The 25,802-nt window shown below is 49.3% G+C and carries 22 protein-coding genes; 17 read left to right on the plus strand and 5 right to left on the minus strand.

What is annotated here, in order from left to right; genetic code table 11:
- Nucleotides 1–16 precede the first annotated feature (16 nt).
- The 6 genes from J9B83_RS13710 to J9B83_RS13735 all read left to right on the plus strand — a co-directional run bounded on the left by J9B83_RS13710 (nt 17) and on the right by J9B83_RS13735 (nt 10,015).
- Entirely contained in the window at nt 17–565 is a 549-nt protein-coding gene (locus J9B83_RS13710) for a shikimate kinase (protein WP_211537393.1), read from the plus strand.
- Entirely contained in the window at nt 565–1,671 is a 1,107-nt protein-coding gene (gene aroB / locus J9B83_RS13715) for a 3-dehydroquinate synthase (RefSeq protein ID WP_211537394.1), read from the plus strand. Before J9B83_RS13710 ends, aroB begins: the two co-directional genes overlap by 1 nt.
- 59 nt (nt 1,672–1,730) lie before the next feature.
- Entirely contained in the window at nt 1,731–3,320 is a 1,590-nt protein-coding gene (locus tag J9B83_RS13720; RefSeq protein WP_211537395.1) for an SPOR domain-containing protein, read from the plus strand.
- Nucleotides 3,321–3,733: 413 nt separating this feature from the next.
- Nucleotides 3,734–8,185: a glutamate synthase large subunit gene (gene gltB / locus J9B83_RS13725; protein ID WP_211537396.1), complete on the plus strand. Its 4,452-nt coding sequence runs from the start codon at nt 3,734–3,736 to the stop codon at nt 8,183–8,185.
- Nucleotides 8,186–8,299: 114 nt separating this feature from the next.
- Nucleotides 8,300–9,721, plus strand: coding sequence for an FAD-dependent oxidoreductase (locus J9B83_RS13730; protein ID WP_211537397.1), 1,422 nt, complete (start codon nt 8,300–8,302; stop codon nt 9,719–9,721).
- 123 nt (nt 9,722–9,844) lie between these two features.
- Nucleotides 9,845–10,015, plus strand: coding sequence for a DUF6435 family protein (locus tag J9B83_RS13735; protein ID WP_211537398.1), 171 nt, complete (start codon nt 9,845–9,847; stop codon nt 10,013–10,015).
- A 92-nt stretch (nt 10,016–10,107) separates the two neighbouring features.
- Here the strand turns inward: J9B83_RS13735 and J9B83_RS13740 are convergent, their stop codons facing one another.
- On the minus strand, nt 10,108–11,691 hold the full coding sequence (locus J9B83_RS13740) for a cation:proton antiporter family protein (RefSeq protein ID WP_211537399.1): 1,584 nt from the start codon (nt 11,689–11,691) through the stop codon (nt 10,108–10,110).
- 109 nt (nt 11,692–11,800) lie between these two features.
- Here J9B83_RS13740 and J9B83_RS13745 point away from each other — a divergent pair, with 109 nt between their 5' ends.
- Nucleotides 11,801–12,109: a 4a-hydroxytetrahydrobiopterin dehydratase gene (locus J9B83_RS13745; protein WP_211537400.1), complete on the plus strand. Its 309-nt coding sequence runs from the start codon at nt 11,801–11,803 to the stop codon at nt 12,107–12,109.
- Nucleotides 12,110–12,133: 24 nt separating this feature from the next.
- Here J9B83_RS13745 and J9B83_RS15825 read toward each other — a convergent pair whose 3' ends face one another.
- On the minus strand, nt 12,134–12,718 hold the full coding sequence (locus tag J9B83_RS15825) for a helix-turn-helix transcriptional regulator (protein ID WP_236037314.1): 585 nt from the start codon (nt 12,716–12,718) through the stop codon (nt 12,134–12,136).
- 141 nt (nt 12,719–12,859) lie between these two features.
- Nucleotides 12,860–13,711 carry a LysR family transcriptional regulator gene (locus J9B83_RS13755; RefSeq protein WP_211537401.1) on the minus strand — a complete coding sequence of 284 codons (852 nt, stop codon included), beginning with the start codon at nt 13,709–13,711 and terminating at the stop codon, nt 12,860–12,862.
- Nucleotides 13,712–13,864: 153 nt separating this feature from the next.
- On the opposite strand from J9B83_RS13755, the gene J9B83_RS13760 reads away from it, so the two are divergent.
- The 10 genes from J9B83_RS13760 to J9B83_RS13805 all read left to right on the plus strand — a co-directional run bounded on the left by J9B83_RS13760 (nt 13,865) and on the right by J9B83_RS13805 (nt 23,373).
- Complete coding sequence (locus J9B83_RS13760) at nt 13,865–14,599, plus strand: HPP family protein (RefSeq protein WP_211537402.1); 735 nt, start codon at nt 13,865–13,867, stop codon at nt 14,597–14,599.
- 143 nt (nt 14,600–14,742) lie between these two features.
- Entirely contained in the window at nt 14,743–15,561 is an 819-nt protein-coding gene (locus J9B83_RS13765; protein ID WP_211537403.1) for a MurR/RpiR family transcriptional regulator, read from the plus strand.
- 125 nt (nt 15,562–15,686) lie between these two features.
- Nucleotides 15,687–16,889, plus strand: coding sequence for an amidase (locus J9B83_RS13770; RefSeq protein ID WP_211537404.1), 1,203 nt, complete (start codon nt 15,687–15,689; stop codon nt 16,887–16,889).
- Nucleotides 16,890–16,895: 6 nt separating this feature from the next.
- Nucleotides 16,896–18,518 carry a gamma-glutamyltransferase family protein gene (locus tag J9B83_RS13775; protein WP_211537405.1) on the plus strand — a complete coding sequence of 541 codons (1,623 nt, stop codon included), beginning with the start codon at nt 16,896–16,898 and terminating at the stop codon, nt 18,516–18,518.
- A 32-nt stretch (nt 18,519–18,550) separates the two neighbouring features.
- Complete coding sequence (locus J9B83_RS13780; RefSeq protein WP_211537406.1) at nt 18,551–19,369, plus strand: sulfite exporter TauE/SafE family protein; 819 nt, start codon at nt 18,551–18,553, stop codon at nt 19,367–19,369.
- 9 nt (nt 19,370–19,378) lie between these two features.
- Nucleotides 19,379–20,599: a pyridoxal-phosphate-dependent aminotransferase family protein gene (locus J9B83_RS13785; protein ID WP_211537407.1), complete on the plus strand. Its 1,221-nt coding sequence runs from the start codon at nt 19,379–19,381 to the stop codon at nt 20,597–20,599.
- Entirely contained in the window at nt 20,599–21,825 is a 1,227-nt protein-coding gene (locus J9B83_RS13790) for an allantoate amidohydrolase (protein ID WP_211537408.1), read from the plus strand. The genes J9B83_RS13785 and J9B83_RS13790 overlap by 1 nt, the downstream gene beginning before the upstream one ends.
- 377 nt (nt 21,826–22,202) lie before the next feature.
- Nucleotides 22,203–22,568, plus strand: a complete 366-nt coding sequence (locus tag J9B83_RS13795; protein WP_211537409.1) for a cupin domain-containing protein — start codon at nt 22,203–22,205, stop codon at nt 22,566–22,568.
- Nucleotides 22,569–22,801: 233 nt separating this feature from the next.
- A complete protein-coding gene (locus tag J9B83_RS13800) occupies nt 22,802–22,957 on the plus strand; it encodes a type II toxin-antitoxin system HicA family toxin (RefSeq protein WP_236037315.1) in 156 nt (51 codons plus the stop codon).
- Nucleotides 22,958–22,968: 11 nt separating this feature from the next.
- Complete coding sequence (locus J9B83_RS13805) at nt 22,969–23,373, plus strand: type II toxin-antitoxin system HicB family antitoxin (RefSeq protein ID WP_211537410.1); 405 nt, start codon at nt 22,969–22,971, stop codon at nt 23,371–23,373.
- A gap of 74 nt (nt 23,374–23,447) precedes the next feature.
- Here the strand turns inward: J9B83_RS13805 and J9B83_RS13810 are convergent, their stop codons facing one another.
- Both J9B83_RS13810 and J9B83_RS13815 read right to left on the minus strand, forming a co-directional pair.
- Nucleotides 23,448–24,194, minus strand: coding sequence for a sulfite exporter TauE/SafE family protein (locus J9B83_RS13810; RefSeq protein WP_211537411.1), 747 nt, complete (start codon nt 24,192–24,194; stop codon nt 23,448–23,450).
- A 302-nt stretch (nt 24,195–24,496) separates the two neighbouring features.
- Complete coding sequence (locus tag J9B83_RS13815; RefSeq protein ID WP_328797744.1) at nt 24,497–25,729, minus strand: APC family permease; 1,233 nt, start codon at nt 25,727–25,729, stop codon at nt 24,497–24,499.
- Nucleotides 25,730–25,802: the final 73 nt, after the last annotated feature.

Below are 25,802 nucleotides of genomic sequence, written 5' to 3' on the forward strand. Positions count from 1 at the left end.
GACGTAATTGAATACAATGATTAAAGCCCCCAATATTATTTTAGTAGGCCCAATGGGCGCAGGAAAAACGACCATAGGCCGTTTGATTTCCCATTCGATGGGAAAAGATTTCTATGACCTAGATAAAGTCATCGAAGACAACGCCGGTGCAGACATTCCGTGGATTTTTGAACGAGAAGGCGAAGACGGTTTTCGCAAACGTGAAACCCAAGCTTTGCTGTCGATGACAGAATCTGCCGCGGAAGATTGTGTACTCGCCACCGGTGGTGGCATCGTGATGCGCGAAGAGAACCGAGACATTCTGCGTCAAGGTGCGCTGGTGGTGTATTTATATGCTTCGGTCGCCCAACAGCTTTACCGCACTTCGAAAAGTAGCCATCGGCCACTGTTGCAAACGGGCGATCCTAAAGCCACCTTAACCAAATTATTTGAAGTTCGTGACCCGCTTTATCGTGAGGTGGCGACTTTGGTCATAGAAACAGATGCTCGTCATCCTAGATCGGTTGCCAACAAGGTGCTGAATGCGATTAAACGACATCTCAACACGGAGAGCACTGTATCCTAATGCGCACATTAACCGTCGATCTTGGTGACCGCAGTTACCCTATTTTTATTGGTAGTGGTATTCGCGAGCAAAAAGCCCTCTTTGATGATGCCATTCACGGCAAGCAAGTCATGATAGTAACGAACACCACAATCGCACCCTTGTACCTTGATGACATGGTGGCCATGTTATCGGTCGATTACAAAGTCGATACCTGCATTTTGCCTGATGGGGAAGTGTACAAAACACTGGAAACCTACGGTCTTATCATGACGGCTTTGCTGGATGCTAAGCACAATCGCACCACCACAGTAATCGCCCTAGGTGGCGGCGTGGTGGGAGACATGGCGGGTTTTGCGGCGGCGACCTATCAGCGCGGCGTGCCTTTTATTCAAGTGCCAACGACGTTATTGTCGCAAGTTGACTCTTCCGTCGGTGGTAAAACCGGTGTGAATCATCCGCTTGGTAAAAACATGATAGGGGCTTTTTATCAGCCTCAAGCGGTGATTATCGATACGCAAACACTGACCACCTTGCCACAGCGTGAATTGTCCGCTGGCATGGCAGAGGTGATTAAATACGGTTTGATTTGCGATGCGCCTTTCTTTGATTGGCTAGAGCAAGAAATGCCTGAGCTGATGGCGCTGGATAATGACAAAATCAGCGACGCGATTTATCGCTCTTGTTTGGCAAAAGCCAAGGTGGTTGCTCAAGACGAAAGGGAAGGTGGCATCCGTGCGATTCTCAACTTGGGGCATACCTTTGGTCATGCGATTGAAACGGAAATGGGCTACGGCAACTGGTTGCATGGGGAAGCCGTTGCAGCGGGTAGCATGTTGGCGGTTGATTTGTCTTGGCGTATGGGCAACCTCACGGAACAAGACGTGAGTCGCTCCGTGGCTATTTTTAAGGCGGCGCACTTGCCAGTATTACCGCCAGAAAGTATGACGGTAGATAACTTTATTGAACGCATGGCGTTGGATAAAAAAGTACTCGATGGCAGTCTGCGGTTGGTGTTGTTGGCGTCCATGGGCGATGCGATGGTAACGTCAGACTTTCCGATGGACGATTTTAACGCCTGTCTTTTAGATGCCCTTGAGGCGAGTGCGCAAGCTAATTTAGCCTAGTTCTTGTATCAAGAACGCGTGCTTGTCGAAAAGACATGACTTTTTTTGAAGGACAACCTATGTCGAAGCCAGACTTTCAGTTTGACCTAGAAGATGCACTCAATCAGCCTTCAAAAGCGGCATTGAGGGATCCTTTTGGTTCGAAAGACGCCTCGGTGTATTTTGCTTCAGAAGAAGGCAATCAGCAGCTGGCGTTGCTGGAACATCTAAGTCGCTACAGCAGTTTGTTGTCTGTCGTTGAAGGGCCGCAAGGCAGTGGTAAAAGTCGCTTTTTAATGGAGTTTGCCCGCAACCAAGACGACACCACCATGGTGAGTCATGTCAAAGCGTCTATGCTTATGACCGCAGGTCAGCTGCTGCAAGCGATTTACAATGGTTTTTCTGGGCACTTTAAACAGCCACCTAATGAAGCGACTTTTGGCCCCTTACTGAAATTCGCCCACGATTTAGACGACAAAGGTCAAGCGGCCTTGGTGCTTATTGATAACGCCCAAGAGCTCAATACCGACGCCGTTAGCATGTTGCTAGACATGATGTCATTGGCCACAGAAAGTCAAACTGTGCCGCACGTTGTGCTGTTTACTGAACATTCAGTGGCGCGTAATCTAGACGCCTACCAGCGCTCCCGTTACGAACAGTTAAGTCATACTCTCAAGCTGTCACCTTATTCACTGGAGCAAACTCGCGCTTATTTATTGCATCGAGTGCGCGCTGTGGCTGGTGGTATCAACCTGCCTTTTAACGACAAACAAATTGCTCAGATTCATCAAGAATCCGGCGGTTTTCCAGGGAAAATTAATAACATTGCCCAGGTCATGATGGGCAACGCCGACAAACCAGCTAAATCGCCGTGGCGTTTTAATTTGGCGATGGGCTTTCCTTTGGCGCACATGGCACTTTTGTCCGTGGTCATGTTGGGTATTTTAGTGGCTGTGCTGTTTTCGGATTCACCAGAGGATTCAGCAACAGCCAATACTAATGGTACTGTGATTCCATTGAGCCCACGACAAGGGCAATCGTCTGCGGAAACCATTGCTCGCATCGATGCCATGCAGCGTAGGATTGGCCAAGAAGGCGAGATCATCTTGCCAGCGATTCCAACGGGAAATACTCAGCCAGCGATTAGCAACTCGACGACGCCAATACGAACGGCAACGCCTTCGGCTTCCATTTCTGCGCCATCAGTCGCTGTGCCAGCGATTTCAACGGCACCGATTCGAGCGGAAGCGCCTGCTCGAGTAGCGGCGCCAACGGAGCAAGAGTCACCTACCATTAACACGCCAGTCGTCAGCACGCCGGTTGTGACACCGACCACCCAAAGAACCGCGCCGACTGTGCCTCAAGATCCTTTTGATAAAACAGAATGGTGGTTAAGCCAAAGCCCAACCCGTTACACTCTGCAATTACTAGGTACCTATAATCAAGGCACGGTCAAAGACTTTATTCGCGACCAAGGCAGCATAGAGACATTTGGTTACTTTAAGTCGAAACACAATGGCCAAGACTGGTTTGTGGTGGTGTACGGTTCTTATCGTAACCGCAGTGAAGCCATCGCGGCGGCAGAAACTTTACCAAGAGATATTCGCGATCTTAATCCTTGGGCGAGAAGTGCCCGCGGCATACAAGACGATATTAAGAAAACCCGATAATCGACTGCTTCAGCTCACTGAAAAGCGAGAATGGGCTCAGAAAAGCGAATTTTTTTGGGTCTTTTCTCAAATTAAATCTGCAATTAAGTAAAAATCACTGAAATTCTCTGAAAAATCACAATGAACAGTAGAATTTTCTGTTTGGAAAAACACCAGCCATAGATAATTCTCTAAGTCCTGGTTATTTGCTGCTAAACCCCCTACAAAAAACGCCAAATTAGCTTAAAACAGGCTTAGGTCAATTTGAGTCGTGCCCTTCCTCGGGGTAGTATGATCATCCATTTTGACGACCTTTCAGCTTAATAATAGTCATTCTTAACGCCGAGCACCCCATGCTCGTGCTGTTGATTGAGTCGTCTAATAGTCGAATTTTATCTAATTACTTTTTACGTTTTTATTGTGGGAGTTGGTGTATGAATGCAGGCCTTTATCGTCCTGGCGAGTTCAAAGACAACTGTGGCTTTGGCCTAATTGCGCACATGGAAGGCAACACGAGCCATGAGTTGCTTAAGACAGCTATTGAGTCTTTGACATGTATGACACACCGTGGCGGCATTGCGGCCGATGGCAAAACGGGTGATGGTTGTGGTCTTCTTATTCAAAAGCCAGATCTATTCTTGCGCGGTGAAGCGCAGGCATTGTTTGGCCATACTTTGTCGGATCTGTACGGCATCGGCATGGTGTTTTTGGACCAAGACGAAGCACTAGCGAGTGAGCAGCGCGACACATTAGATCAGAAACTGAAAGACGAGGGCTTGAATGTGGTTGGCTGGCGCGATGTGCCAATCGATGCGTCTTGTCTTGGTATGATTGCCACCGATTGTTTGCCGCGCATTCAGCAGGTGTTTGTCGACAGTAACCGTATGGACGCTCGCACCTTTGCCACACGTTTGTTCGTGGCTCGTCGTCAAACCGAAATTGCCTTGACTCACTATGAGAATTTCTACATCTGTTCCTTGTCTGACAAGGTGTTAGCCTATAAAGGCTTGATGATGCCAGTGGATTTGCCTTTCTTTTATAAAGATTTGGGCAACGAAAAAATGCAAACGGCGATTTGTGTTTTCCACCAACGTTTCTCAACCAACACCTTGCCAAAATGGCCGCTTGCCCAACCGTTTCGTATGTTGGCGCACAATGGCGAAATCAACACCATTGAAGGTAACCGTAACTGGGCTTTGGCGCGAACCAACAAGTTGCGCACGCCACTGATTCCTGAACTGCAAGACCTTCAGCCGCTGGTTAACCTAACGGGCTCCGATTCGTCCTCCATGGACAACATGCTTGAAGTCTTGGTCACCGGTGGCGTGGATATCTTCCGCGCGGCACGTTTGATTATTCCACCGGCGTGGCAAAACGTCGAAAACATGGACCCAGAGTTGCGTGCGTTTTATCAGTACAATTCCATGCACATGGAACCTTGGGATGGCCCAGCTGGCTTGGTCATGACCGATGGTCGTCATGCCGTGTGTATGCTGGACCGAAATGGCTTGCGTCCGGCTCGCTGGGTAGTGACCAAAAATGGCTTCATTACTTTGGCATCTGAAGTAGGTACTTACGGCTACAAATCCGAAGATGTGGTATCGAAAGGCCGCGTTGGCCCTGGCCAAATGCTGGTCATTGATACGCAAAACGGCGAAGTGCTACACACCGACGACATCGACAATCGCCTGAAATCCATGCACCCATACAAGAAATGGTTGAAGCAAGAAGCGATTCGTATGGAATCCTTGTTGCAGGAGTCGTCTCTTGAGTTTGAACCTTTTACCAAAGAAGAGATGTCAACGTACCAAAAGATGTTTCAAGTGTCTTTTGAAGAGCGTGAGCAAATTTTCCGTCCATTAGCCGAAAGTGGCCATGAAGCGGTAGGTTCGATGGGTGATGATACGCCAATGGCAGTGATGTCGAGCCAGACTCGCCCAGTCACCGATTACTTCCGTCAAAAATTTGCTCAAGTAACCAATCCACCGATCGACCCATTGCGTGAATCTGTGGTGATGTCGTTGGAAACCTGCATCGGTGTAGAACGCAATCTGTTTGAAGAAACGCCGAAACACGCGAACCGTATTATCTTTTCATCTCCTGTGGTGTCAGCACGTAAATACAGTCGACTGCTGGAACTTAATGATCATCGTTTCCGCATGGAGCGTTTGAGCACCAATTACAACCCAGAAGTGGTTTCCCTCGAAGAGGCAATTAAAGCATTACAGGTCAAAGCTGCTGAGGTGGTACGCAATGGCGCGGTGATCTTGTCATTGACCGACCGAGACATCCAAAAAGGTTTCTTACCGATTCCGGCGCCCATGGCGGTTGGAGCGGTACATCATTATTTATCAAAGCATGGTTTGCGTTGTGATTCGAACATCATTGCCGACACCGGCTTTGCTCGTGATCCGCATCAGTTTGCTGTGTTGTTGGGCTTTGGTGCCACGGCTGTTTACCCTTACCTGTCATACCGTTTAATCAACGACATGATCGACAAAGGCGAAGTATTGGGCGACCCCATCGCGTGCCACGTGAAATACCGTAAAGGCATTAACAAGGGCTTGATGAAGATCATCTCCAAAATGGGGATTTCGACCATAGCTTCTTACCGTGGTGCTCAGTTATTTGAAGCCGTTGGTTTGGATACCAAGGTGGTGGATTTGTGTTTCAAAGGTGTTGCTAGCCGCATCAAAGGCGCACGTTTTGAAGACTTCCAAATCGATCAGCAAACCATTGCTGACAACGCGTGGAAATTGCGTAAGCCAATCCAACAGGGTGGCTACTTAAAATACGTACACGATGCGGAATATCACGCTTTCAACCCAGATGTGGTGCGCAACTTGCAAACCGCCGTAGGCAGTGGCCGTTTTGAAGACTTCAGCAAATACGCGGAGTTGGTCAACAATCGTCCAGCGTCTATGTTACGTGACTTGTTCACTGTGTCTGACAAAGCAAAAGCCATTGCGCTCGATACAGTAGAATCCGTTGATGAGATTCTGCCTCGTTTTGATTCGGCCGGTATGTCGCTTGGTGCCTTGTCACCAGAAGCACATGAAGCCCTTGCGCAAGCAATGAACGAACTTGGTTGTCGCTCGAATTCCGGTGAAGGCGGTGAAGACCCAGCGCGTCACGGTACGGAGCGTCGTTCTAAGATCAAACAAATCGCTTCCGGTCGTTTTGGTGTGACACCAGAATACTTGGTGAACGCCGAAGTGCTGCAAATTAAAGTCGCACAGGGCGCTAAGCCTGGCGAAGGTGGTCAGCTTCCGGGCGGTAAAGTAAACGGCTTGATCGCGCGTTTGCGTTACGCGGTGCCAGGTGTGACCTTGATTTCGCCACCGCCGCATCACGATATTTATTCTATCGAGGATTTGGCGCAGCTGATTTTCGATTTGAAACAAGTTAACCCAGAAGCTTTGGTGTCAGTGAAATTAGTGTCTGAGCCAGGTGTGGGCACAATCGCCGCGGGTGTGGCGAAAGCCTACGCGGATTTGATCACCATTTCAGGATACGACGGTGGTACCGCTGCGTCGCCGATCACCTCGATTCGTCATGCCGGTTCGCCTTGGGAATTGGGCTTGGCCGAAGCACAACAGGCGCTTCGTTCGAATGATTTGCGCGGCAAAATTCGTCTGCAAACAGACGGTGGCTTAAAAACCGGTTTAGACGTGGTGAAAGCGGCGATTTTAGGCGCAGAAAGCTTCGGTTTTGGTACCACGCCAATGATCGCGATGGGCTGTAAATTCTTACGAATTTGTCACCTAAATAACTGTGCGACAGGTGTGGCGACACAAGACCAAATGCTGCGCGATGAGCACTTTATCGGCACAGTAGAAATGATCAAAAACTTCTTCCGTTTCATGGCTGAAGACACTCGCCAATGGTTGGCGAAACTAGGTGTAGCGCGTTTACAAGACTTGATCGGTCGTACGGATTTACTGGCGATTTTGCCAGGAGAAACTGACAAACAGCGTAATTTAGACTTGTCGCCTATTCTGAAAAACGATCTGATCCCTGCCGACAAAGCGCAATATTGTGTGACGCCATTGAATCCACCACATGACAAAGGTCTTTTGGCGATCAAGATGTGGGAAACGGTGAAAGACAGTGTAGAAGAGAAAGAAGGTGGCGAGTTTGCCTTTGACGTCACCAACTGTGATCGTTCTATCGGCGCACGTTTGTCCGGTGAAATTGCCAAACGCTACGGCAACCAAGGTATGGTTGATGCGCCTTTGACATTGAAATTAAGCGGTACCGCGGGCCAAAGTTTTGGTGTGTGGAACGCCGGTGGTTTGAACATGTACCTAGAAGGCGATGCCAACGATTACGTAGGTAAAGGTATGACCGGCGGTAAGCTGGTTGTGCGTCCGCCTAAAGGTTCTGTATTTAAGTCGCAAGATTCGGCGATCATAGGTAACACCTGTTTGTACGGTGCGACGGGCGGTAAATTGTTTGCAGCTGGAACAGCGGGTGAGCGTTTTGCGGTGCGTAACTCAGGCACTCATACTGTTATTGAAGGCGCGGGCGATCACTGCTGTGAATACATGACCGGCGGTATGGTGACGGTATTGGGCAACACAGGTTACAACTTTGGCGCGGGCATGACGGGCGGTTTCGCTTATGTGCTCGATTTAGACCGTACCTTTGTGGATAAATACAATCACGAGCTGGTGGAAATTCACCGTATCGGCACAGAGTTGACAGAAGAATATCGTTCGCACCTACGTTCTGTGATCGAAGAATACGTCCGTGAAACTGACAGTGAATGGGGCCATGAAATCCTAGAGAACTTCTATGACTACATTGGCAAGTTCTGGCTAGTGAAACCAAAAGCCGCCAGTTTAGGCGCCTTGTTGGCAAGCACTCGTCAACGTCCGGAATAAAACACGCTGTTGCATTGGGCGATGGACGCCATGGCCCAGTGCAGAGAACGAATCAGTCTGACCCATTTGAGAGAAGCGCTGCTTGTTTGCAAGCAGCCAAGGAGATAGCAGCTTATGTCTGAGCGCTTGAACAATGCATTTCAATTCGTCGAAGTAGATCGTAAAGATCCGAAGAAAAAGCCTTTAATTACCCGTAAGGCGCAGTTCGTCGAAATTTATAAACCGTTTGAAGAGACGGGCGCGAAAGATCAAGCGCACCGTTGTTTGGAGTGTGGTAACCCATACTGTGAGTGGAAGTGCCCTGTGCACAACTACATTCCTAACTGGCTTAAGCTGGTCAGTGAAGGCAGCATCTTAGAAGCCGCTGAGCTGAGCCACCAAACCAATTCTTTACCAGAGGTTTGTGGTCGTGTTTGTCCACAAGACCGTTTGTGTGAAGGGGCTTGTACCCTAGGGGAAGGCGGTTTTGGTGCCGTTACCATAGGTTCGGTCGAGAAATACATCACAGACACCGCCTTTGCTTTGGGCTGGCGTCCTGATATGACCAATGTGGTACCGGTGAACAAAACCGTGGCCATTGTTGGTGCTGGCCCTGCAGGCTTGGCCTGTGCGGATATTTTGGTGCGTAACGGAATTAAGCCGGTGGTATTTGATAAGTACCCAGAAATCGGTGGTTTGCTGACGTTCGGTATTCCTGAGTTCAAATTGGAGAAAAGCGTGATGACTCGTCGTCGCGAAATTTTCGAAGAGATGGGCGTGGAATTCGTATTGGGCACTTCTGTGGGCGACGACGTACCTTTTGAGCACGTTTTAGAAGAATACGACGCTGTTTTCCTTGGCATGGGAACCTACAAGTACATGAAAGGCGGCTTCCCTGGGGAAGACCTTCCGGGTGTACACGACGCTCTGGACTACCTGATTTCCAATGTTAACCATTGTTTGGATTTCGAAGAAGACCCAGCGGACTACGTGAACCTAAAAGGCAAGCAAGTGGTTGTCTTAGGTGGTGGTGATACCGCAATGGACTGTAACCGCACCGCGATTCGCCAAGGGGCGAAAAGCGTGAGCTGTGCTTATCGTCGCGATCAAGAAAACATGCCTGGTTCTCGTAAAGAAGTGCAAAACGCCAAAGAAGAAGGCGTGCAGTTCCTATTCAACCGTCAACCAGTAGAAATCATTGGTGATGGAAAAGTAGAAGGCATCAAGGTGGTTGAAACCAGAATGGGTGAGCCAGATGAAAATGGTCGCCGTAGTGCAGAAATCGTCGAAGGCAGTGAGCAGATTATTCCTGCTGACACCGTTCTGATCGCCTTTGGTTTCCAAGCCAGCCCAGCGCCTTGGTTTGAAAAATTCGGTATCGATACAGACGCTCGTGGTCGTGTTGTTGCTCCGAAGAAAGCCAAATACATGTACCAAACCACCAATGAGAAAATCTTTGCTGGTGGCGACATGGTTCGTGGCTCAGATTTGGTGGTTACTGCTATCGATGAAGGCCGTAAAGCCGCCGAAGGTATTATGGATTTCTTAGACGTTTAACAAACGGTTTAAAACAGGCAATATGCTAAAAACGCCAACAGAGACATCTGATTGGCGTTTTTTATCATCTAAACCCCGCGTATCACCGTATTAACTTAACTACTCTTTTTTAGCAGGTTCACTATGTTCTCATTTTTAAAGTCCGACCCGACCAAAAAACTCAATAAGGAATACGGCGAGCTACTGGAAAAAGCCATGCAGGCTCAGCGCGGTGGAGACATTCGTTTGTATTCAGAACTGACGGAGCAAGCCGAAGCCGTGAAAGCCAAACTGGATGCCATGAAGGATAAATAAGCCTTACCAATCGAGAGTCAAAAGAGCCCCAGATAATCGCTGTTATCTGGGGCTCTTTTGGTTGGCTTGTTGGTGCGAGTGCGCGGCTTGCGTTAAGCGACCGCTTTTACGGGAGGGCGAACCAAGGCCAGACTTTCTTCAGCGAAACCAGTACCGGCTTCGGTGTAAAAGTTGAACACGTTGTCGATGCCACTGGCGATGAGGATGTCGCGCTCATCTTGGTAGCGGGCAATGGCGGCGATCTGGCCGGTGTAATTGGCTTTTCGCAGCTGTATGGCCACATTGGTGGTGTCTTCTGCAGCAGGCAAGGCTAGCAGTACTAAGTTGATCCGAGAGGTGTCTAAACGCTCCCATAAATCTGCGTCCTCACCGTCCCCATAAAAGACGTTTTCTTTGGCTTCTTGCATGCGATTAATGCGGTTGCGATCGGCATCCATACCGGCCACGGTATCCCCGACTAGGCCGGTTAATGAGTCAAATGCGCCTCGCCCAACTCGTCCCAATCCAACCACCAATATGTCGCTGTTAACGGGTTGTACGAAGCGATCTTCCGGTAAGCAATGTGGGCTTTCAAAGCGACGAATCGTGTCTTTGTTTTTGCGGTACATGCGATGCACATTGCGGTACAAAACGCTCGTAATAACAAAGGAAAAAGACACTGCCAAGGCCAGTACTACAAGCCACTCTTTTTCGAGCCAGCCATTCGACACACTCAAAGCCACAACGATCAAGCCGAACTCGCTGTAGTTCGATAAAATCATTGAGGACAAGAAGGAGGTTCGACCACGTAGCTTCATCTTGGTGAGCAACAGGAAGAAAAGCGCGAACTTGAGCAAAATCACTAGTGTAATGATCAAGCTGATGCCGATCATACTCAATGTCGGCAGGGCGGTGAAACCGATGGACAAGAAAAAGCCAATCAAGAAGAGGTCTTTGAAGTTCATCAGTGACTTGTTCATTTCGTTCGCTTTGGCGTGAGAGGCCAGTAAAATGCCGAGAATCAGAGCGCCCAAATCTCCCTTTACACCGAAGAGATAAAATAGCTCGTAGCCACCCAATGCGAGAAAAAGCCCTGTTAATGGCAGCATTTCCCCGTGACCGGCTTTGTCGACGATTTTGTTAATAATAGGGCGCACCAGTAAGAGCCCGAACAAACACAAGGCCCAGATAGACGGTATTTTACCCGTCGCGGCCACCAAAAAGACGACGGCGACTATGTCTTGCATGACCAAAATACCCAGAGACAATTGTCCGTGGCGGGTTTTTAGTTCGCTGCTTTCTTCAAGCAATTTCATCACACACACGGTGCTGGAAAAGCTTAATGCAAAGCCTACAAGGGCGGCGGTTTTAAAATCGAGTACCCCAAAGTAGGGTAAGCTTAACGTGCCTAGCAGAAGGGCGATACCAGCAAACAGCAAGGTCGAAATACCCATGTGGCTTAACGTGGATGCCCACACTTCTTGCTTTAAAAGGTCTTTTACATGCAATTTCAGCCCGATACTAAACAGCATGAGTGTGATGCCAATGTTAGCAAGTGACTCTAACGTACTGCTGGGTTCCAACCCTGCGTAGTTGAGCAAAAAGCCTGCTAACAAAAAGCCAATGAGCGGCGGCAAATTGATCAGCTTAACGGCTAATCCGCACACAAAAGCGAATAATATCCAAGTAAATTCCATACAGTCCTTCTACATTGATGGGTGGTAAACTAGGTATTCATCATACGAAATTTGCGCCATGCACGCAGCACAGTATGTGTGAAAATGCTTATTAATTGAGGGAAAGCAGATGACAGTCAAAAAATTAGAGTCCCATGAGATAGACCAAGCGCTGAACCAGTTAAATTCAAGCGCGTCGCCGAGTTGGACAATAGAAGACGATAAATTCACCAAAACCTTTAAATTTAAGAATTTTAAGCAGGCGTTTGGTTTTATGACCATGTGCGCTATGCAGGCGGAGCAAGATGACCATCACCCTGAATGGTTCAATGTGTACAACAAGGTGGTGGTGCAGTTAACCACACACGAGGCTTCCGGAGTGTCGCAAAAAGACGTCGATCTCGCTCAGAAGATGGACGCCTTTGCTCAGTGTTTTTAAGTGTAAGCCTTTAGTGGGTCAGCTTTAATGGGTCAGAATAGCGGCTAATAATTGGCTTGAGGTGGGGACTAACCCTACTTTTAGGTCAAAGGGCTTAAACACCTTGTTGATAATTTCGGCGGTGTAATTGCCCTTATCGTTTTCGATTTCAGACAAGGTTTTCCGCGAAACGCCACAGAGTGTCGTATAGGCATCTTGTCGGATCCCCAGCACACCCACGCGCAATTCCCGCAGCGCTTCGCCTTGGGTAATTTCATCGAGCAATAAACGCTTGATGATGTGATTGATGGCGATGAGCTGCTCTTCTTTCGACATAGGCGACGCGGTTTTTGACGCCCTTTGGCGGCTGGTCACAGAGTGGTCGTCTTCTCCTGCTTGTGTTTTTAGGGTGTTTTCTAATGTGGGAAGTTTTTGATCTGCTTTAGAGTGCACCTGCGCGTCCGTCGCCTTGATGCTCTCAACCTTGATCGAAGTGTCTGTGCTTTTCTCTTTGATGGCTTTCTTGTTATCGGCTTTATGTTGCTTCTTTTTCTTTGTTGCACTTTTTTTGGCTTTCGCCTTGTGCTTTTTCATGGGTTGAGCGCTGTCTAATTGATCTTTCATCTTCATTTTTATCATCTCCGTTATGTTTAAAAAAGTTCGATGTAATGGGATTAAATAGAGCGTACAAAATTAATATGACAGATAAGTAACAATAGTCAACTCAGGCCAATATGATGTGCTGTGGATAGCGAGGCAGGCTAGAACCTTCTACAAGGCCCAGCTGGCGAACGATGTCACCTTATTAAGCAACTTGGTTTTGATCTGTTCGAAATCCTCTGGAAAGGGCAGATTTTTACGATAAACCAAGTAAATGGGGTAGGTGAACTCCACCGCATTGGGGACTTTTTTTAGTGCTCCTGTTTTCAAATAAGAGTCAACCACACGAGTACGAAAGTACCCATTACCGCCAGCCGCTAATAAGTATTTGAGCGCCATGGGGCCGAGAGAAAATTGCATGGCAGTGCGACGGTTATAAGGCATACAGCGATCAAACTGCAGAGTGAACTCCTCCCCCCAATCAATAAACACATTGGGTTCTGGCTGTTGGCAAGAAGCCACATGAATCAGTTTTTCCTCAGCGATTTGTTCAACGATTAAACCGCTTAAATAGCGCGGGCTATGAACGATAATGGCGTCCAACTCGTTTTTTTGCAGAGCTTGATACAGTAGATTGGTTGTGGTGACTTGGCTGTGAACCAGCCACTGCGGGAAATCGCTTTTCAACGCCACCAGCCAATCCACCAAAATGGGGTTCCATAAACTCACATCACCGCCGATATTGAGCGTCTGCTGAGGCTGGTAATCGCTGTTGGCACACGCCTGTTTGGCTTGCTCCCAGGCTTCTACCATATTTTGTGCGGGTTTGACGAAGGCCTCGCCGCTTTTGGTCAGCCTAGCCCCCGCGCGATTACGTACAAATAAGGTGCAGCCCAATGCGGATTCCAGTGTCTGAATGCGCGCCGTCACTGTGGTTTGTGTCACGTGCAGTCGTTGAGCGGCACGGGCGAACGTGCCCGAATGCAGAATTTCCAAAAACGTCTTTGCTTGTTCAGTGTCCATCGTCTTCTTTTAAATGCAATTTTATTGCATTTAAACCTCATTATAATTCGTTATACATGAATCCATTCTACGCACTAAAATGCCTGCTTGACCAGCCTGACAGCCTCTTCGCTGGTATTTCTTAACGATTAGAAAACAGGAGAAAGTGCCGACATGATCGCGCCCTTATATCGATGGATCGCTGGTTTTATGGGCGTAACACCCAACAACACCTCTCATGTGGAGCGCTTTATTGCCGGCAGCACGGCTTGTATCGCCTTGATCAGCGTCTTTTATTTTTCGGGATTATTCTTGTCGCTACCAGATTCACTCTTGGTGGTGTCTTCTATTGGTGCCAGCGTGGTGCTCTTGTTCGCCGTGCCTCATGGTGCGTTTTCACAGCCTTGGTCGTTTGTGGTGGGGCACTTTATTTCAGCCGCGATCGGTATTGGGTTGTATCAGCAGTTTGGGGCGTCTTTTATGGTCGGCGCCATGGCGGTTGGTGTTTCAATCGTCGTGATGCATTACTTAAACTGTTTACACCCACCGGGTGGTTCCACGGCTTTGTCCTGTGTGATTGGCGGCAGCAGTATTCACGAACTGGGCTACGCGTTTTTATTGTATCCCTTATTACTCAACTTATTGGTCATGGTGGTATTGGCCTTTGTGATCAACAACGCATTTCGCTGGCGACGTTATCCCTCTTTTTTGAGCCCAACAAGCCATACAGAGCGCGCTGAAACCATGGCATTTGAACTCGAAGACTTGTACGGCGTGCTTGCCGACGAAGACCTAGTGATCGACATCAGCCCAGAAGAGCTCATGCACTTTTACGACGCGGCACGACACAAGGCCAAGGCACGCCGACAACCGAAACCCACTAGGCGCTTATTTATAGCCTCTAAATAGAGTGTTTTTATCTACTTTTTGAACCATGTGTTTGTTTTTCAATCAGGCCAAATCACATCTAAGAAACAAAAAGCACAATCTCGGTTGGCAGTGAAACAAGAATCGACTACCTTAGTGCAAAGTATTTAACGAGAGGCGTATTCGTGACTATAAAGCAGGATGTGTTGTCCCTGATTGAGAAAACCTACCCTACCTTGTCGCCATCGGCTCGGGCGATTGCGAATTACTTGCAGCAGAACCCTTTGGCGATTGTTAGTCAAACGTCGGCGGAGATCGCGGAAAACACCCATACCTCTAAGGCGACGGTGAGTCGGTTCTTTCGTCAGCTAGGCTATGATTCCCAGCAGGGCGCGAAGCAGGCGCAGTTAGCGCTGCGGGAAAGTGGTGTGCCGATTTACACACAAGGCTCGTCTTTGGATCAAACGGCGCAAGAGCTGAAAAATTTATCCCTCACCTTTGAAGGGCTACGACCTGACACGCTGAACGAGATCAGCGAGCAACTTGCCACCGCGCGTCGTGTCACCTTAATTGGCTTTCGTAACGCGTATCCGTTGGCGCTGCATTTTCGTCAACAGCTCCAGCAAGTTCGCCATTCTGTGCGTTTATTGCCTCAACCAGGGCAAACGCTGGGGGAAGATTTACACGACATTCTGGACGACGAAGTCATTGTGTTGCTCGGCTTTCGTCGTCGTACGCGACAGTTCAAGCAGATTGTGGCGGCGTTAAAAGGTCGCAAAACCGTCTTGATTACCGACCCAACAGGGCAGGTGTATAACCAGCAGGTGTCTCATGTGTTGGTGTGTCATCTTGGTAACGAAAGCCCGTTTGACAGTTATGCGGCGCCCATGAGTTTGATTTCCATGTTGTGCAATCGAGTGTTTGCCAATCTCGGTGACGGGGCGAATCGTCAAACTCAAGCCATTTCCGCCTTGTACGAATCCTTGGATGAACTGGAACCTTAACTCTCTTCATCTTTGCATTATGTTCCGTTTACGACATACCACTGGGAAAATAATGAATATTTTTCGTTTCAGTTGACATGGTGGTGAAACGATTGTTTCATATAGACTCATTAAACGGAGGGTATATGAAACATTTCCCAGTCGAGAATCCATTCCTTACTCCATCAGCCGACCTCGAGCAGCCGGATACGACAGCGGGACTCTTGCCCCTCAGTGGCTTACGACTCGCGGTGAAAGATTTGTTTCATATGGCCGGATTGCCGACCTCGGCGGGCAACCCAACTTGGCTTGCGACGCATCCTATTCCGACGCAAACGGCTTCCAGCGTGACCGCTCTCATCGAAGCGGGCGCTGAGTTTTGTGGCAAAACCATAACAGACGAACTCGCTTACAGCCTAAACGGCCAAAACATTCATTACGGTACGCTGATTAACCCACTTACACCGAATCGACTCCCCGGCGGTTCTTCCTCCGGTTCGGCTATCGCCGTAGCAAAAGAACTCGCTGACATTGGTTTGGGCACCGACACCGGCGGCTCCATTCGAGTTCCCGCCAGCTACAACGGTTTATTTGGTTTGCGCCCAACCCACGGAATAATTGCCGCAGACAACATGGTCGCCCTTGCGCCGTCTTTCGATACGGTGGGTTTGTTAACCCGAGATTTGGCCACCCTAACAAAAGCCGCCAAGGTTTTACTGAGTGCGAGTGCGAGTGCCTTGCCAGCGCACAGCATTAACAAGGTGCTGATCGCCGACAACCTCATCAATCAAGTGGCTCATATGGCTGAGTTGAAAACACAACTGGCTAACTGGCGCGACAAGGACTTGTTACCAAACGAAGCGACGCTTCACATCGACACCCAAGCCTGGCAAACCAGCGCGACCTTTCGTACTCTTCAAGGAGCGGAAATATGGCAAGAACACGGCGAATGGGTGACCTTGGTTACAGAGCACGACAAGAAAGCGGTCTTTGCCCCCGATATTCAAACTCGCTTTGCCTGGTGTGACACCCTCAGCGGCCAAGAGATCCAAGCCGCTCAACAACAGCGAGCGGATTTTACAGATTGGCTAGAAAGTGAATTAAAAGAGGGCGTGTTGATCATTCCCACTACGCCGGGTTTATCGCCCTTGTTAGAAGCGGCGGAAGCCGACCTTGCCGTGTACCGTAATCAATTAATGGACATCACCGCCATCGCAGGGTTAGCGGGTTTGCCCCAGCTGCACCTGCCGGTTTGCACCCTAAACGGCGCACCGTGCGGCTTGTCTTTGGTCGGGCCAAAAGGCAGCGACCTTGCGTTAATCGACTTTGCAACACATCTAATGGAGTAGTTTCCCGTGAACAATAACAACGAAAAAAACACTGCACTAAACCGTCCTCAAGTGGCTTTTACGGCACCGCATTTTAAAGCCACGCAAGCGGGACAAAAGATTCTAGAACAAGGCGGCACGGCGATCGAAGCCATGGTCGCAGCGGCGGCCACCATTGCGGTTGTGTATCCGCACATGAATGGATTGGGCGGCGATGGCTTTTGGTTGATCAGTGAACCAGGCAAGACGCCGGTCGGTATTGATGCGTCAGGCAAGGCCGCGGAATTGGCGACGCTGGACTTTTATCAGGGTCACGAAGCGATTCCAGCGCGGGGCGGTAAAGCGGCCTTAACCATGGCGGGCGCGGTTGCGGGTTGGCAAGAAGCCCTAGCCGTGAGTCAAGAATGGCAAGCGGCTTCTAACGCGCAAAATTTGCCTTTATCGACCTTGTTGGCAGACGCCATTGCGTTAGCGAAAAACGGCAGTGAAGTAACCAAAACCTACGTGGATGCCAGCGTTAAAACCTTCGTTGATTTAGCCGATGTTCAAGGCTTCGCCAGCACCTTTCTAAAAGACGGTGACCTTTACAAACAAGGCGATACGCTGACCTTGCCGACATTGGCTTGCACCTTAGAGCAGCTTGTAGACAAAGGCTTAGACGACTTTTACCACGGCGACATCGCCGAGCGATTGGCGAAAGATCTACTCAGCGCAGAGTCGCCTATTCGTCTTGCTGACTTTCACTCTTATCAGGCCAAGCGAGTTGAGCCACTTCAAGTGACAACGGGCGCGGGCACCTTATACAACTTGCCAGCACCGACCCAAGGCATCGCATCTTTATTGATCCTTGCCCTGTACGACAAGCTGTATACCCAAGGCAAAACCGCCACCGACATGGCGCATTTATTGATCGAATGCACCAAGCAGGCGTTTATTGCCCGTAATCAATATTTGACCGACGAATCTCGCTTGGCGCTGGAGCTGTCGTCTTTGTTAGACGACGAGCAACTGGAAAAAATGTGTCATGAAATCGCCCTAGAGCGAGCGCAACCTTGGCCTCATCAAGCCAAACACGGCGATACCATTTGGATGGGCGCGTGCGACAGCGAAGGCCGCATGGTCAGCTACATTCAGAGCCTGTATTGGGAATTTGGCAGCGGTGTGGTTAGCCCATCCACAGGCATTGTGTGGAACAACCGCGGCTCGTCGTTTTCGCTAGAAAAAGGCTCTTTGCAGGAACTTGGCCCGAATTTAAAACCGTTTCACACCTTAAACCCGGCGTTCGCCGAATTGTCTGATGGTCGTCGTATGAGTTACGGCACCATGGGCGGCGAAGGTCAGCCACAAACCCAAGCGGCGTTGTTCAGTCGTTACGTGTATCACAAGATGCCACTGGATCAAGCCATCAGCGAAGGCCGTTGGTTACTGGGTCGAACATGGGGCGATGTGAGCCACAACTTAAAAATCGAACAGGACTTTGCCGACATCGCTGCCGACGAATTAGTCAAGCGCGGCCACGATCTGGTCATCGTCGATTCGTGCAACGAATTAATGGGTCACGCGGGTGCCGTGGTGTTACACCAAGATGGTCACACAGAAGCCGCCACGGACCCGCGCAGCGATGGCTTGGCCATGGTGAGCCAACCTTAATCTGCCTTTATTGAACTAGGAGTGCACAAAACATGTCTTTCATAATGGAAAACTATTCCATGATTCTCGCCATGATGGCCACCGGTGTGGTCGGCGGCATTTTGGCTGGCTTGCTCGGTGTGGGCGGTGGCATCGTCATCGTTCCCGTGTTGTTTTTCTTGTATCAAGGCTTAGGCGTCAGCGCGGATACCGCCATGCTGGTGGCCACAGCGACCTCGTTAGCGACCATTATTCCCACCTCGATCAGCTCTATTCGTGCCCACAACGCTAAGGGCAATGTGGATTTTGATTTGCTGAAACGCTGGGGCGTGTTCATCTTTTTCGGCGTGATGGTCGGCAGCTTCATGGTGACGAAAGTCGATGGCGAATGGCTGACGTTACTGTTCGGTGTGATTGCTACCTTGTCGGCGGTCAATATGTTGCTAGGCAAAAAAGACAGCTTGTTTCAGTCTTTGCCGGGCACCGCGGGTCAGGGTGTGATGGCGACTTGTGTGGGCTTTTTTAGCTCCATGGTGGGCATCGGTGGCGGCACACTGACCGTTCCTATGCTGACATTTTGCAATTATCCTGCCCATCGAGCGGTTGGCACCGCTGCCGCGGTCGGTTTGATTATTTCTTTGCCTGCGGCCTTGATGATGCTGATTTTCGGACAAAGTCCAATCGATGCGCCTTTTGGCACCGTGGGCTTGGTTAACCTGATTGGCGCGGCCTGCATTATTCCATTAACGGTATTGTTTGCCCCCGTTGGCGCTGGGTTGGCCCATCGTTTAGACGCGGCCAAATTAAAGAAAGTGTTTGCTGTGGTGTTGATTTTCACCGGCGCAAAAATGCTCTATCAAGTATTAGGTTAGGAGACCATTATGCAACCCATTTCATTGCCCCCACGATTGTTAATGGGCCCAGGCCCGATCAATTGTTATCCGCGCGTTTTGACGGCCATGTCGACCCAGTTGGTTGGCCAATATGACCCCGCGATGACGGATTATATGAACGACACCATGGCGCTGTATCGCCGTGTGTTTAACACGCAAAATCAGCAAACCTTCCTGATCGACGGCACCTCGCGTGCCGGCATCGAAGCGGCCTTGGTGTCTTGTTTAGAGCCGGGCGATAAGGTGCTGATTCCCATCTTTGGCCGTTTTGGTCACTTGTTGGTGGAAATTGCCGAGCGTGTGGATGCCGAAGTGCACACCATCGAAGTACCGTGGGGCGAGGTGTTTGACCCGCAGCAAATCGAAGACGCGATCAAAAAAGTACAGCCTAAATTGTTGGCCGTGGTGCAGGGCGATACTTCAACCACCATGTTTCAGCCTTTGGAAGAACTCGGCGCCATCTGCCGTGCTCACGATGTGCTGTTTTACACCGACGCGACGGCATCGATTGGCGGCAACCCGCTGAACGTAGACGAATGGCAAATTGATGCGGTGACCGTTGGTTTACAGAAATGTTTGGGTGGGCCGTCTGGCAGCGCACCGATTACACTCAGCGATCGCTTTGTGGAAGTGGTGCGCAAACGCGCCCATGTGGAAGCGGGTATTCGTGACGCTCACCATCAAGGCGCATCAGGTTTGCGGATTCGTTCCAACTATTTTGACTTGCCGATGATCATGGATTACTGGGGTGAAGAGCGCTTAAACCACCACACAGAAGCCGCAACCATGCTGTTTGGCTCCCGTGAATGCGCGGTGCAATTGCTTAGTGAAGGCCAAGACGCTGTGTTGTTGCGTCACCAATTAGCGGGCGATGCCATGTTAAAAGGGATTCAGGCGATGGGCTTGAAGCCGTTTGGTGATTTGAAGCACAAAATGAGTAACGTAGTGGGCATTCACATACCGGATAACGTCGACGGTGAAAAGATCCGCCATGATTTGTTGACGATTTTTAACATTGAAATCGGCACCAGTTTTGGCCCCTTAAAAGGCAAAGTCTGGCGCATTGGCACCATGGGCTATAACGCTCGCCAAGACGCGGTATTGCATACCTTGCAGTCTCTTGAAACCGTCTTGCGTCGTGCGGGTTTTGCCTTGCCAGCAGGCGAGGCAGTAGACGCGGCCATGTCGGTATACGCAGGAGAAAAATAATGACAGATTACGGCAAACTCGCTCAGCAAGTAATGTCTCGTTGTGACGAGCTTGGCAAAATCAGTCAGTCTGAGGCGTATTTAGATCGTCGTTATTTGACGACAGAACACAAACAAGCCAACCAGTTGGTGGGCGAATGGATGACCCAAGCGGGCATGATTACCTGGCAAGACGAAGCGGGAAATTTGTGTGGACGCTTAGAAAGCAAGCGCCCCGATGCGCCGCGCTATTTGATTGGCAGCCATTTGGATACCGTGCCCAATGGCGGCAAATACGACGGCATGTTGGGTGTATTAGCGCCGATCTCCTTGATTCAAGCTATGACGGATCAGTCGATTGAACTGCCGTTTCATTTGGATATCGTCGGCTTTGGTGACGAAGAAGGCACACGTTTTCGCTCTACCTTGTTGGGCAGTCGAGCCCTTACCGGCAAGTGGCCTGCCGAATGGCGTCACGTGCAAGACAGCGATGGAGTTAGCTTACCCGATGCCCTAAAAGCCTTTGGTTTGGATTTCGATGAGGTCAAAAAGGCCGCCATCGATCATCAGGGTTTACTCGGTTATTTAGAACTTCATATTGAGCAAGGCCCAGTGCTAGAAGACGAGAATCTACCCGTTGGCGTGGTCAGTGCCATTGCTGGGGCGAAGCGTTTTGATTTGTCTGTGAAAGGCATGGCGGGACACGCCGGCACAGTGCCTATGCCCCTGCGCCAAGATGCTTTGTGCGCGGTCAGCGAAATGATCTTGGTGGTTGAAAAAGTCGCCCAAGAACATGGCATAGTGGCGACCGTGGGGCAGATTAATAATCGTCCAAATGGCGTCAATGTGATTTCAGGCAACACCCAGTTTTCCTTGGATATACGCAGTGAATTTGATGAGAAACGCGATGTGGGTCTTGAGCAAATCATGACAGAGATTCACGCCATTGCTGCTCGTCGCAATGTCACATTAGAAATGACGCAGACCCATTCAGCGACCGCGGTACATTGTGATCCTACACTACAAGGTGTGTTGCGTAACGCCATTGAACATGCGGGTCATAGAGTGTTGACTCTGCCTTCTGGCGCGGGACACGATGCCATGGCGATGGCGGATATTTGCCCCGTAGCCATGCTGTTTATGCGTTGTGATAAGGGCATCAGCCATAATCCAGCGGAAGCGGTGATGACAGAAGATGTGGCGGTGGCCTTGGCTGTGCTGAATCATACGCTACAGAACTTGGCATGATAACGGTTTCATTTTTACTGTATTGAACTCAGCATAACGCCTCGCTCCCCGAGCAAGCTCGAAGAATCGCTCTAGCGTTACGCTGAGCACAATGAGTATGCGATTGAAGAATTGCTTCTGGTGTATTGAATCCAGCATAACGCCTTGCTCCCCGAGCAGGCTCGAAGAATCGCTCTAGCGTTACGCTGGGTTCAATCAGCGTAACAAAGCCATTGAACGGTCGAGAAAGCTTCCATGCGTTTCATTGGCGCAGACGTGTCGAGGAACGAGACAATACGCAAGCCAATAAACGACATGGACGCTTATACGTTTATAGCAGCAGTGGCAGTAGCGATAACATGAGCACTTTTTGACGACGAAAAATAGAAGGGTATTCGATGAAGTTCACGCGTATTTTTAACGACGATCAGGGTAAGAGTCATTTTGGTGAGTTAGCGATTGATGTTCGTGATGGTGGTCCGATTGGTTTTTTATCCGAGCGGTTTCCTGCGGGCGAGATGATTTTCCGTGAAACCCCGAGCGATTACGATTTTAAATGGCATCCAGCGCCGCAGCGTCAGTTGTTGTTTATTATCAAAGGCCGCTGTGAGTTTACCGTGTCGTCGGGTGAGGCTCGCCAGTTCGGCGCAGGGGATGTAATCTTGCTAGAAGACACCGAAGGCGAGGGTCACTGCAGCAAGGCGTTGTTCAACGAAGTTCGCCACTCTATCTTCGTTACCGTACCAAAAGAGGTGATTTTTTAGTTTCTTCTGTTTTGTTAAAGCCACGGACAATTCATCTGCTCGATAGAACTGAGTATTGGATGAATTCTCCGTGGCTTTTTTGTTTGTAGTGCAAAGTCATAGTTATTTTTTCCAGAGTTACTGGGGTTATATTTAAATGCAATTGGTTTTATGGGGTTATCGGAGTTATTTTTTGGCTTGTTAAGAAAGGAGTCTGCAAGGATAAAAATATGAAAAGCAGGGAGGTGATTTAAATGCTCATTCATGATGGATGGTACGAGGTGAGGGTAAAAGGCAGCCATGCTCAGTTTAAACACCCAGTAAAAAAAGGAACGGTAACCGTGCCTCACCCCAAGAAAGAGATTCCTATCGGAACCTTCAATAATATAAAGAAACAGGCGCAGTTTTAGTGGAGATTGGTATGAAATATCCTGTTGTATTGCACACAGATGATGGCGTGAGTTACGGCGTTACTGTGCCGGATGTTCCCGGTTGCTTTTCTGCTGGTGACACCTTCGACGAGGCGCTTGAGATGGTCGAAGAAGCGATTTTCAGCCACTTGGAACTTATGTTAGAAGAGGGTGAAGATATCCCGGTTGCGAATCCAATTTCTGTTCATAAAGATGTCCCCGATTACGCTGGTGGCGTGTGGGTTGTCGTTGATATCGACATTACGCCCTTGCTCGGAAAAAGTGAGAAAATCAACGTCACATTACCACATTTACTCATCCATAAAATAGACAAAATGGTCGCTGCTAATCCGAAATACAAATCACGTTCTGGGTTTCTAGCGGAAGCGTCAAAAAAGGTGTTGCAGTTAAGTTAAGTACTTTCGGCCTTGTCTCAATAGGTCGTTTTTTTGAGACAAGGCCGCTTATTTTTTGGTACTTAGCAACAGCTTTAAAAAAGCGAGTTCACCGATGCGCTGATGCCCAGTATCGATACCAGTAAGAGTATCGGTAGTGAGAAGTGCTTGAGGGATTTGGGTGGGTTTCTGTTAAAGAACCATTGGCCAATCCGCACGGCAACTAGGGTCGGGAAGAGCAGTAGAAACAGCATTTTGATGATGTCGAGGTCGACTAGGCCGCCGGCGAATAAAGCCATCATAGCGAGTGCTTCGCTGGCGATGAAGAAGAGGATCATGGTCGCCCGTTGTGTACGTGTGTCCAGTGGGCTGGAAAGCATGTAGCAAACGATCATAGGGCCGCCGACCGAGGCGCCTGCGGTGCCGATGCCACTGGCTAAACCAAAGCCGAGTTTGGTGCTTTTTGCTTCAGCGCGACGCAGGCGAAAGTCGAACATGAGCACCAAAGCCAATATTAAGATCACCACGCAAATGGCAAATTTTAGAATCTCTTCAGGGATGAAGAGGATCAAACTAAGGCCAATAGGAATACCGATAATTGCGCCAATGATGAGTAGTTTAAGTGTCTGAAAATCCGCTTGTTTCATTGCTTGACGCCATAAACTGAAGCTGCAAAGTACGTCTAGCCCCAGTACAACTGGCACACTTTGAGAAGGCGGCAAAAAGAAATTCAACCCTACTACCGCAATGGCGGCAAAGCCAAATCCTGCGTAACCACGCACTATCCCTGCCAGCATGGCGATGGGAATCAACATCAAAATAAGGTCTAAATCAAACGGCACGGTTACCTCAACTGTTCTACTTAATGTCCATCAAAATCAAGCATAAAACTCACATTTTATGCTTAAGCGTGCAGTATGAAGTTTTGGTGTTGATTTGCTTAGCACCAGCTGTATGTTTCTTTAGTACCAACTGAGCCAAAAACCTAAGAAACCGAGAGTTTTAAAGAGAGTGGGCGCTCTTTTAGTGCATGTAGTGCATAAAAAGCGTCTTGAAAAGAAGATACAAAAAAAGCATCCACGTGATGCTGGGAGGCGTATACGTGGATGCTTTAAAAAAGGGAATGTCATCAGGGCATTTGGGCTTATTGATGATCTGGTTCGAACAGACCACGCTTCATGTAGAATTTTACCCAAAGTGCCGCGATAACACACAGTATAAGCAGGATGCCCCCTGTGATGCTGTACACCATTTGGGTCATTTCTGGTGCTGGCGAATTATTCACCGCAATGTACAGCATGCCGATAATGCCCAAAATTTGTGGTATTGGGTAGAAAGGCGTTTTGTATGGACGTTCGTGGTTTGGCATACGTTTGCGCAATACAATGACGTTGATGTGCGCCACGCTGTAGGCCAATAACCAGCTGGTGGTGGCTGCGATGATCAAGGTAACTAACGAGTCGATGCCAAACGCAAAGTAAGGAATTGTCGTTAGGCCAGTGAGCATCAAGATGCCTACCCAAGGCGCGTCAAAACGGTTTTTCAGTTTCAGCTGGGGGAAGGCTTGTTTTTGTTCTGCCATGCCCTGCAGCATTCTAGGGACAGACGCGAGAATGGTGTTCATGGTGCTGCACGTTGCAGCGATCGCCATGATAGTTGCGATCGCTAATCCACCTTTGCCAAACACCGCATTGGCGTAATCTAAGAAAGGCAATGGCGAGCCAAGCAGCGATTCCGTGGTCATGTACAGGCTTGCCCCGTAGATGAAGGCGGCGAAGATCAAAAAGATCAATACCAGCGACAAATGCATGGCGGTTGGGATGTTTTTCTTCGGCGATTTGACTTCATTGATCAGCGGGCAGATAAACTCCACGCCCACCATGGTCCACAAGGCTAAGCCAACCAAGCCGATAAAACTGCCGTCTAACACGCCACCAAAGCCCCAATCGACCGGCGTGCCCACAAGAGTTGGATGAGGTTCGCTCGATCCTGTGATGGCCACCAACCCAATAATGACCAAGGCGCTGACCAAGATAAACGCCAGTAGGTTTTGAATGCGTGCAAACACCGGCGTGGAGTCCGGCGTCACATCAATCAGCCCCGCCCAAGATTCGTCGATTTGCGCGTCACGAAACATGGGCCAAGCATTGATGGTGTTATTCAAGGCATCGGTTAAGAGGCCATGATTAATTTTCGGAGCATTCACGCGGTTTTTTTCAAAGGGTGTGATGGACTCCTTGTGCCACGATCTTGCTGTGGCCAAATCGCTGAAAAAAGTGCCGTTTAGGGCAATATTCAATGAATCTTTTCCGTGCTTAAGCTGGTCTTTGAACTTCATGCCGATTTTGAGGTGATCTAAGGTGAGTGGAGCGTCCACCTAAAATCGGCTAGGGAGCACCCTCCGAAGGAGGAGGGTGGGGAATAGCCAAAGATGCGTAGCATCTTAATGT

The sequence above is a fragment of the Marinomonas vulgaris genome, assembly GCF_018145875.1.
GTDB classification, from domain to species: Bacteria; Pseudomonadota; Gammaproteobacteria; order Pseudomonadales; family Marinomonadaceae; genus Marinomonas; species Marinomonas vulgaris.

Excerpts from the sequence above, each read along its gene's own strand:
- J9B83_RS13745 (WP_211537400.1), top strand. The coding sequence starts at position 11,801 with ATGACAGTCAAAAAATTAGAGTCCCATGAGATAGACCAAGCGCTGAAC.
- J9B83_RS13800 (WP_236037315.1), top strand. The coding sequence starts at position 22,802 with ATGCTCATTCATGATGGATGGTACGAGGTGAGGGTAAAAGGCAGCCAT.
- J9B83_RS13730 (WP_211537397.1), top strand. The coding sequence starts at position 8,300 with ATGTCTGAGCGCTTGAACAATGCATTTCAATTCGTCGAAGTAGATCGT.
- J9B83_RS13785 (WP_211537407.1), top strand. The coding sequence starts at position 19,379 with ATGCAACCCATTTCATTGCCCCCACGATTGTTAATGGGCCCAGGCCCG.
- J9B83_RS15825 (WP_236037314.1), bottom strand. The coding sequence starts at position 12,718 with ATGAAGATGAAAGATCAATTAGACAGCGCTCAACCCATGAAAAAGCAC.
- J9B83_RS13740 (WP_211537399.1), bottom strand. The coding sequence starts at position 11,691 with ATGGAATTTACTTGGATATTATTCGCTTTTGTGTGCGGATTAGCCGTT.
- J9B83_RS13710 (WP_211537393.1), top strand. The coding sequence starts at position 17 with ATGATTAAAGCCCCCAATATTATTTTAGTAGGCCCAATGGGCGCAGGA.
- J9B83_RS13805 (WP_211537410.1), top strand. The coding sequence starts at position 22,969 with ATGAAATATCCTGTTGTATTGCACACAGATGATGGCGTGAGTTACGGC.
- J9B83_RS13720 (WP_211537395.1), top strand. The coding sequence starts at position 1,731 with ATGTCGAAGCCAGACTTTCAGTTTGACCTAGAAGATGCACTCAATCAG.
- J9B83_RS13755 (WP_211537401.1), bottom strand. The coding sequence starts at position 13,711 with ATGGACACTGAACAAGCAAAGACGTTTTTGGAAATTCTGCATTCGGGC.
- J9B83_RS13760 (WP_211537402.1), top strand. The coding sequence starts at position 13,865 with ATGATCGCGCCCTTATATCGATGGATCGCTGGTTTTATGGGCGTAACA.
- J9B83_RS13795 (WP_211537409.1), top strand. The coding sequence starts at position 22,203 with ATGAAGTTCACGCGTATTTTTAACGACGATCAGGGTAAGAGTCATTTT.
- J9B83_RS13790 (WP_211537408.1), top strand. The coding sequence starts at position 20,599 with ATGACAGATTACGGCAAACTCGCTCAGCAAGTAATGTCTCGTTGTGAC.
- J9B83_RS13780 (WP_211537406.1), top strand. The coding sequence starts at position 18,551 with ATGTCTTTCATAATGGAAAACTATTCCATGATTCTCGCCATGATGGCC.
- aroB (WP_211537394.1), top strand. The coding sequence starts at position 565 with ATGCGCACATTAACCGTCGATCTTGGTGACCGCAGTTACCCTATTTTT.
- gltB (WP_211537396.1), top strand. The coding sequence starts at position 3,734 with ATGAATGCAGGCCTTTATCGTCCTGGCGAGTTCAAAGACAACTGTGGC.
- J9B83_RS13770 (WP_211537404.1), top strand. The coding sequence starts at position 15,687 with ATGAAACATTTCCCAGTCGAGAATCCATTCCTTACTCCATCAGCCGAC.
- J9B83_RS13735 (WP_211537398.1), top strand. The coding sequence starts at position 9,845 with ATGTTCTCATTTTTAAAGTCCGACCCGACCAAAAAACTCAATAAGGAA.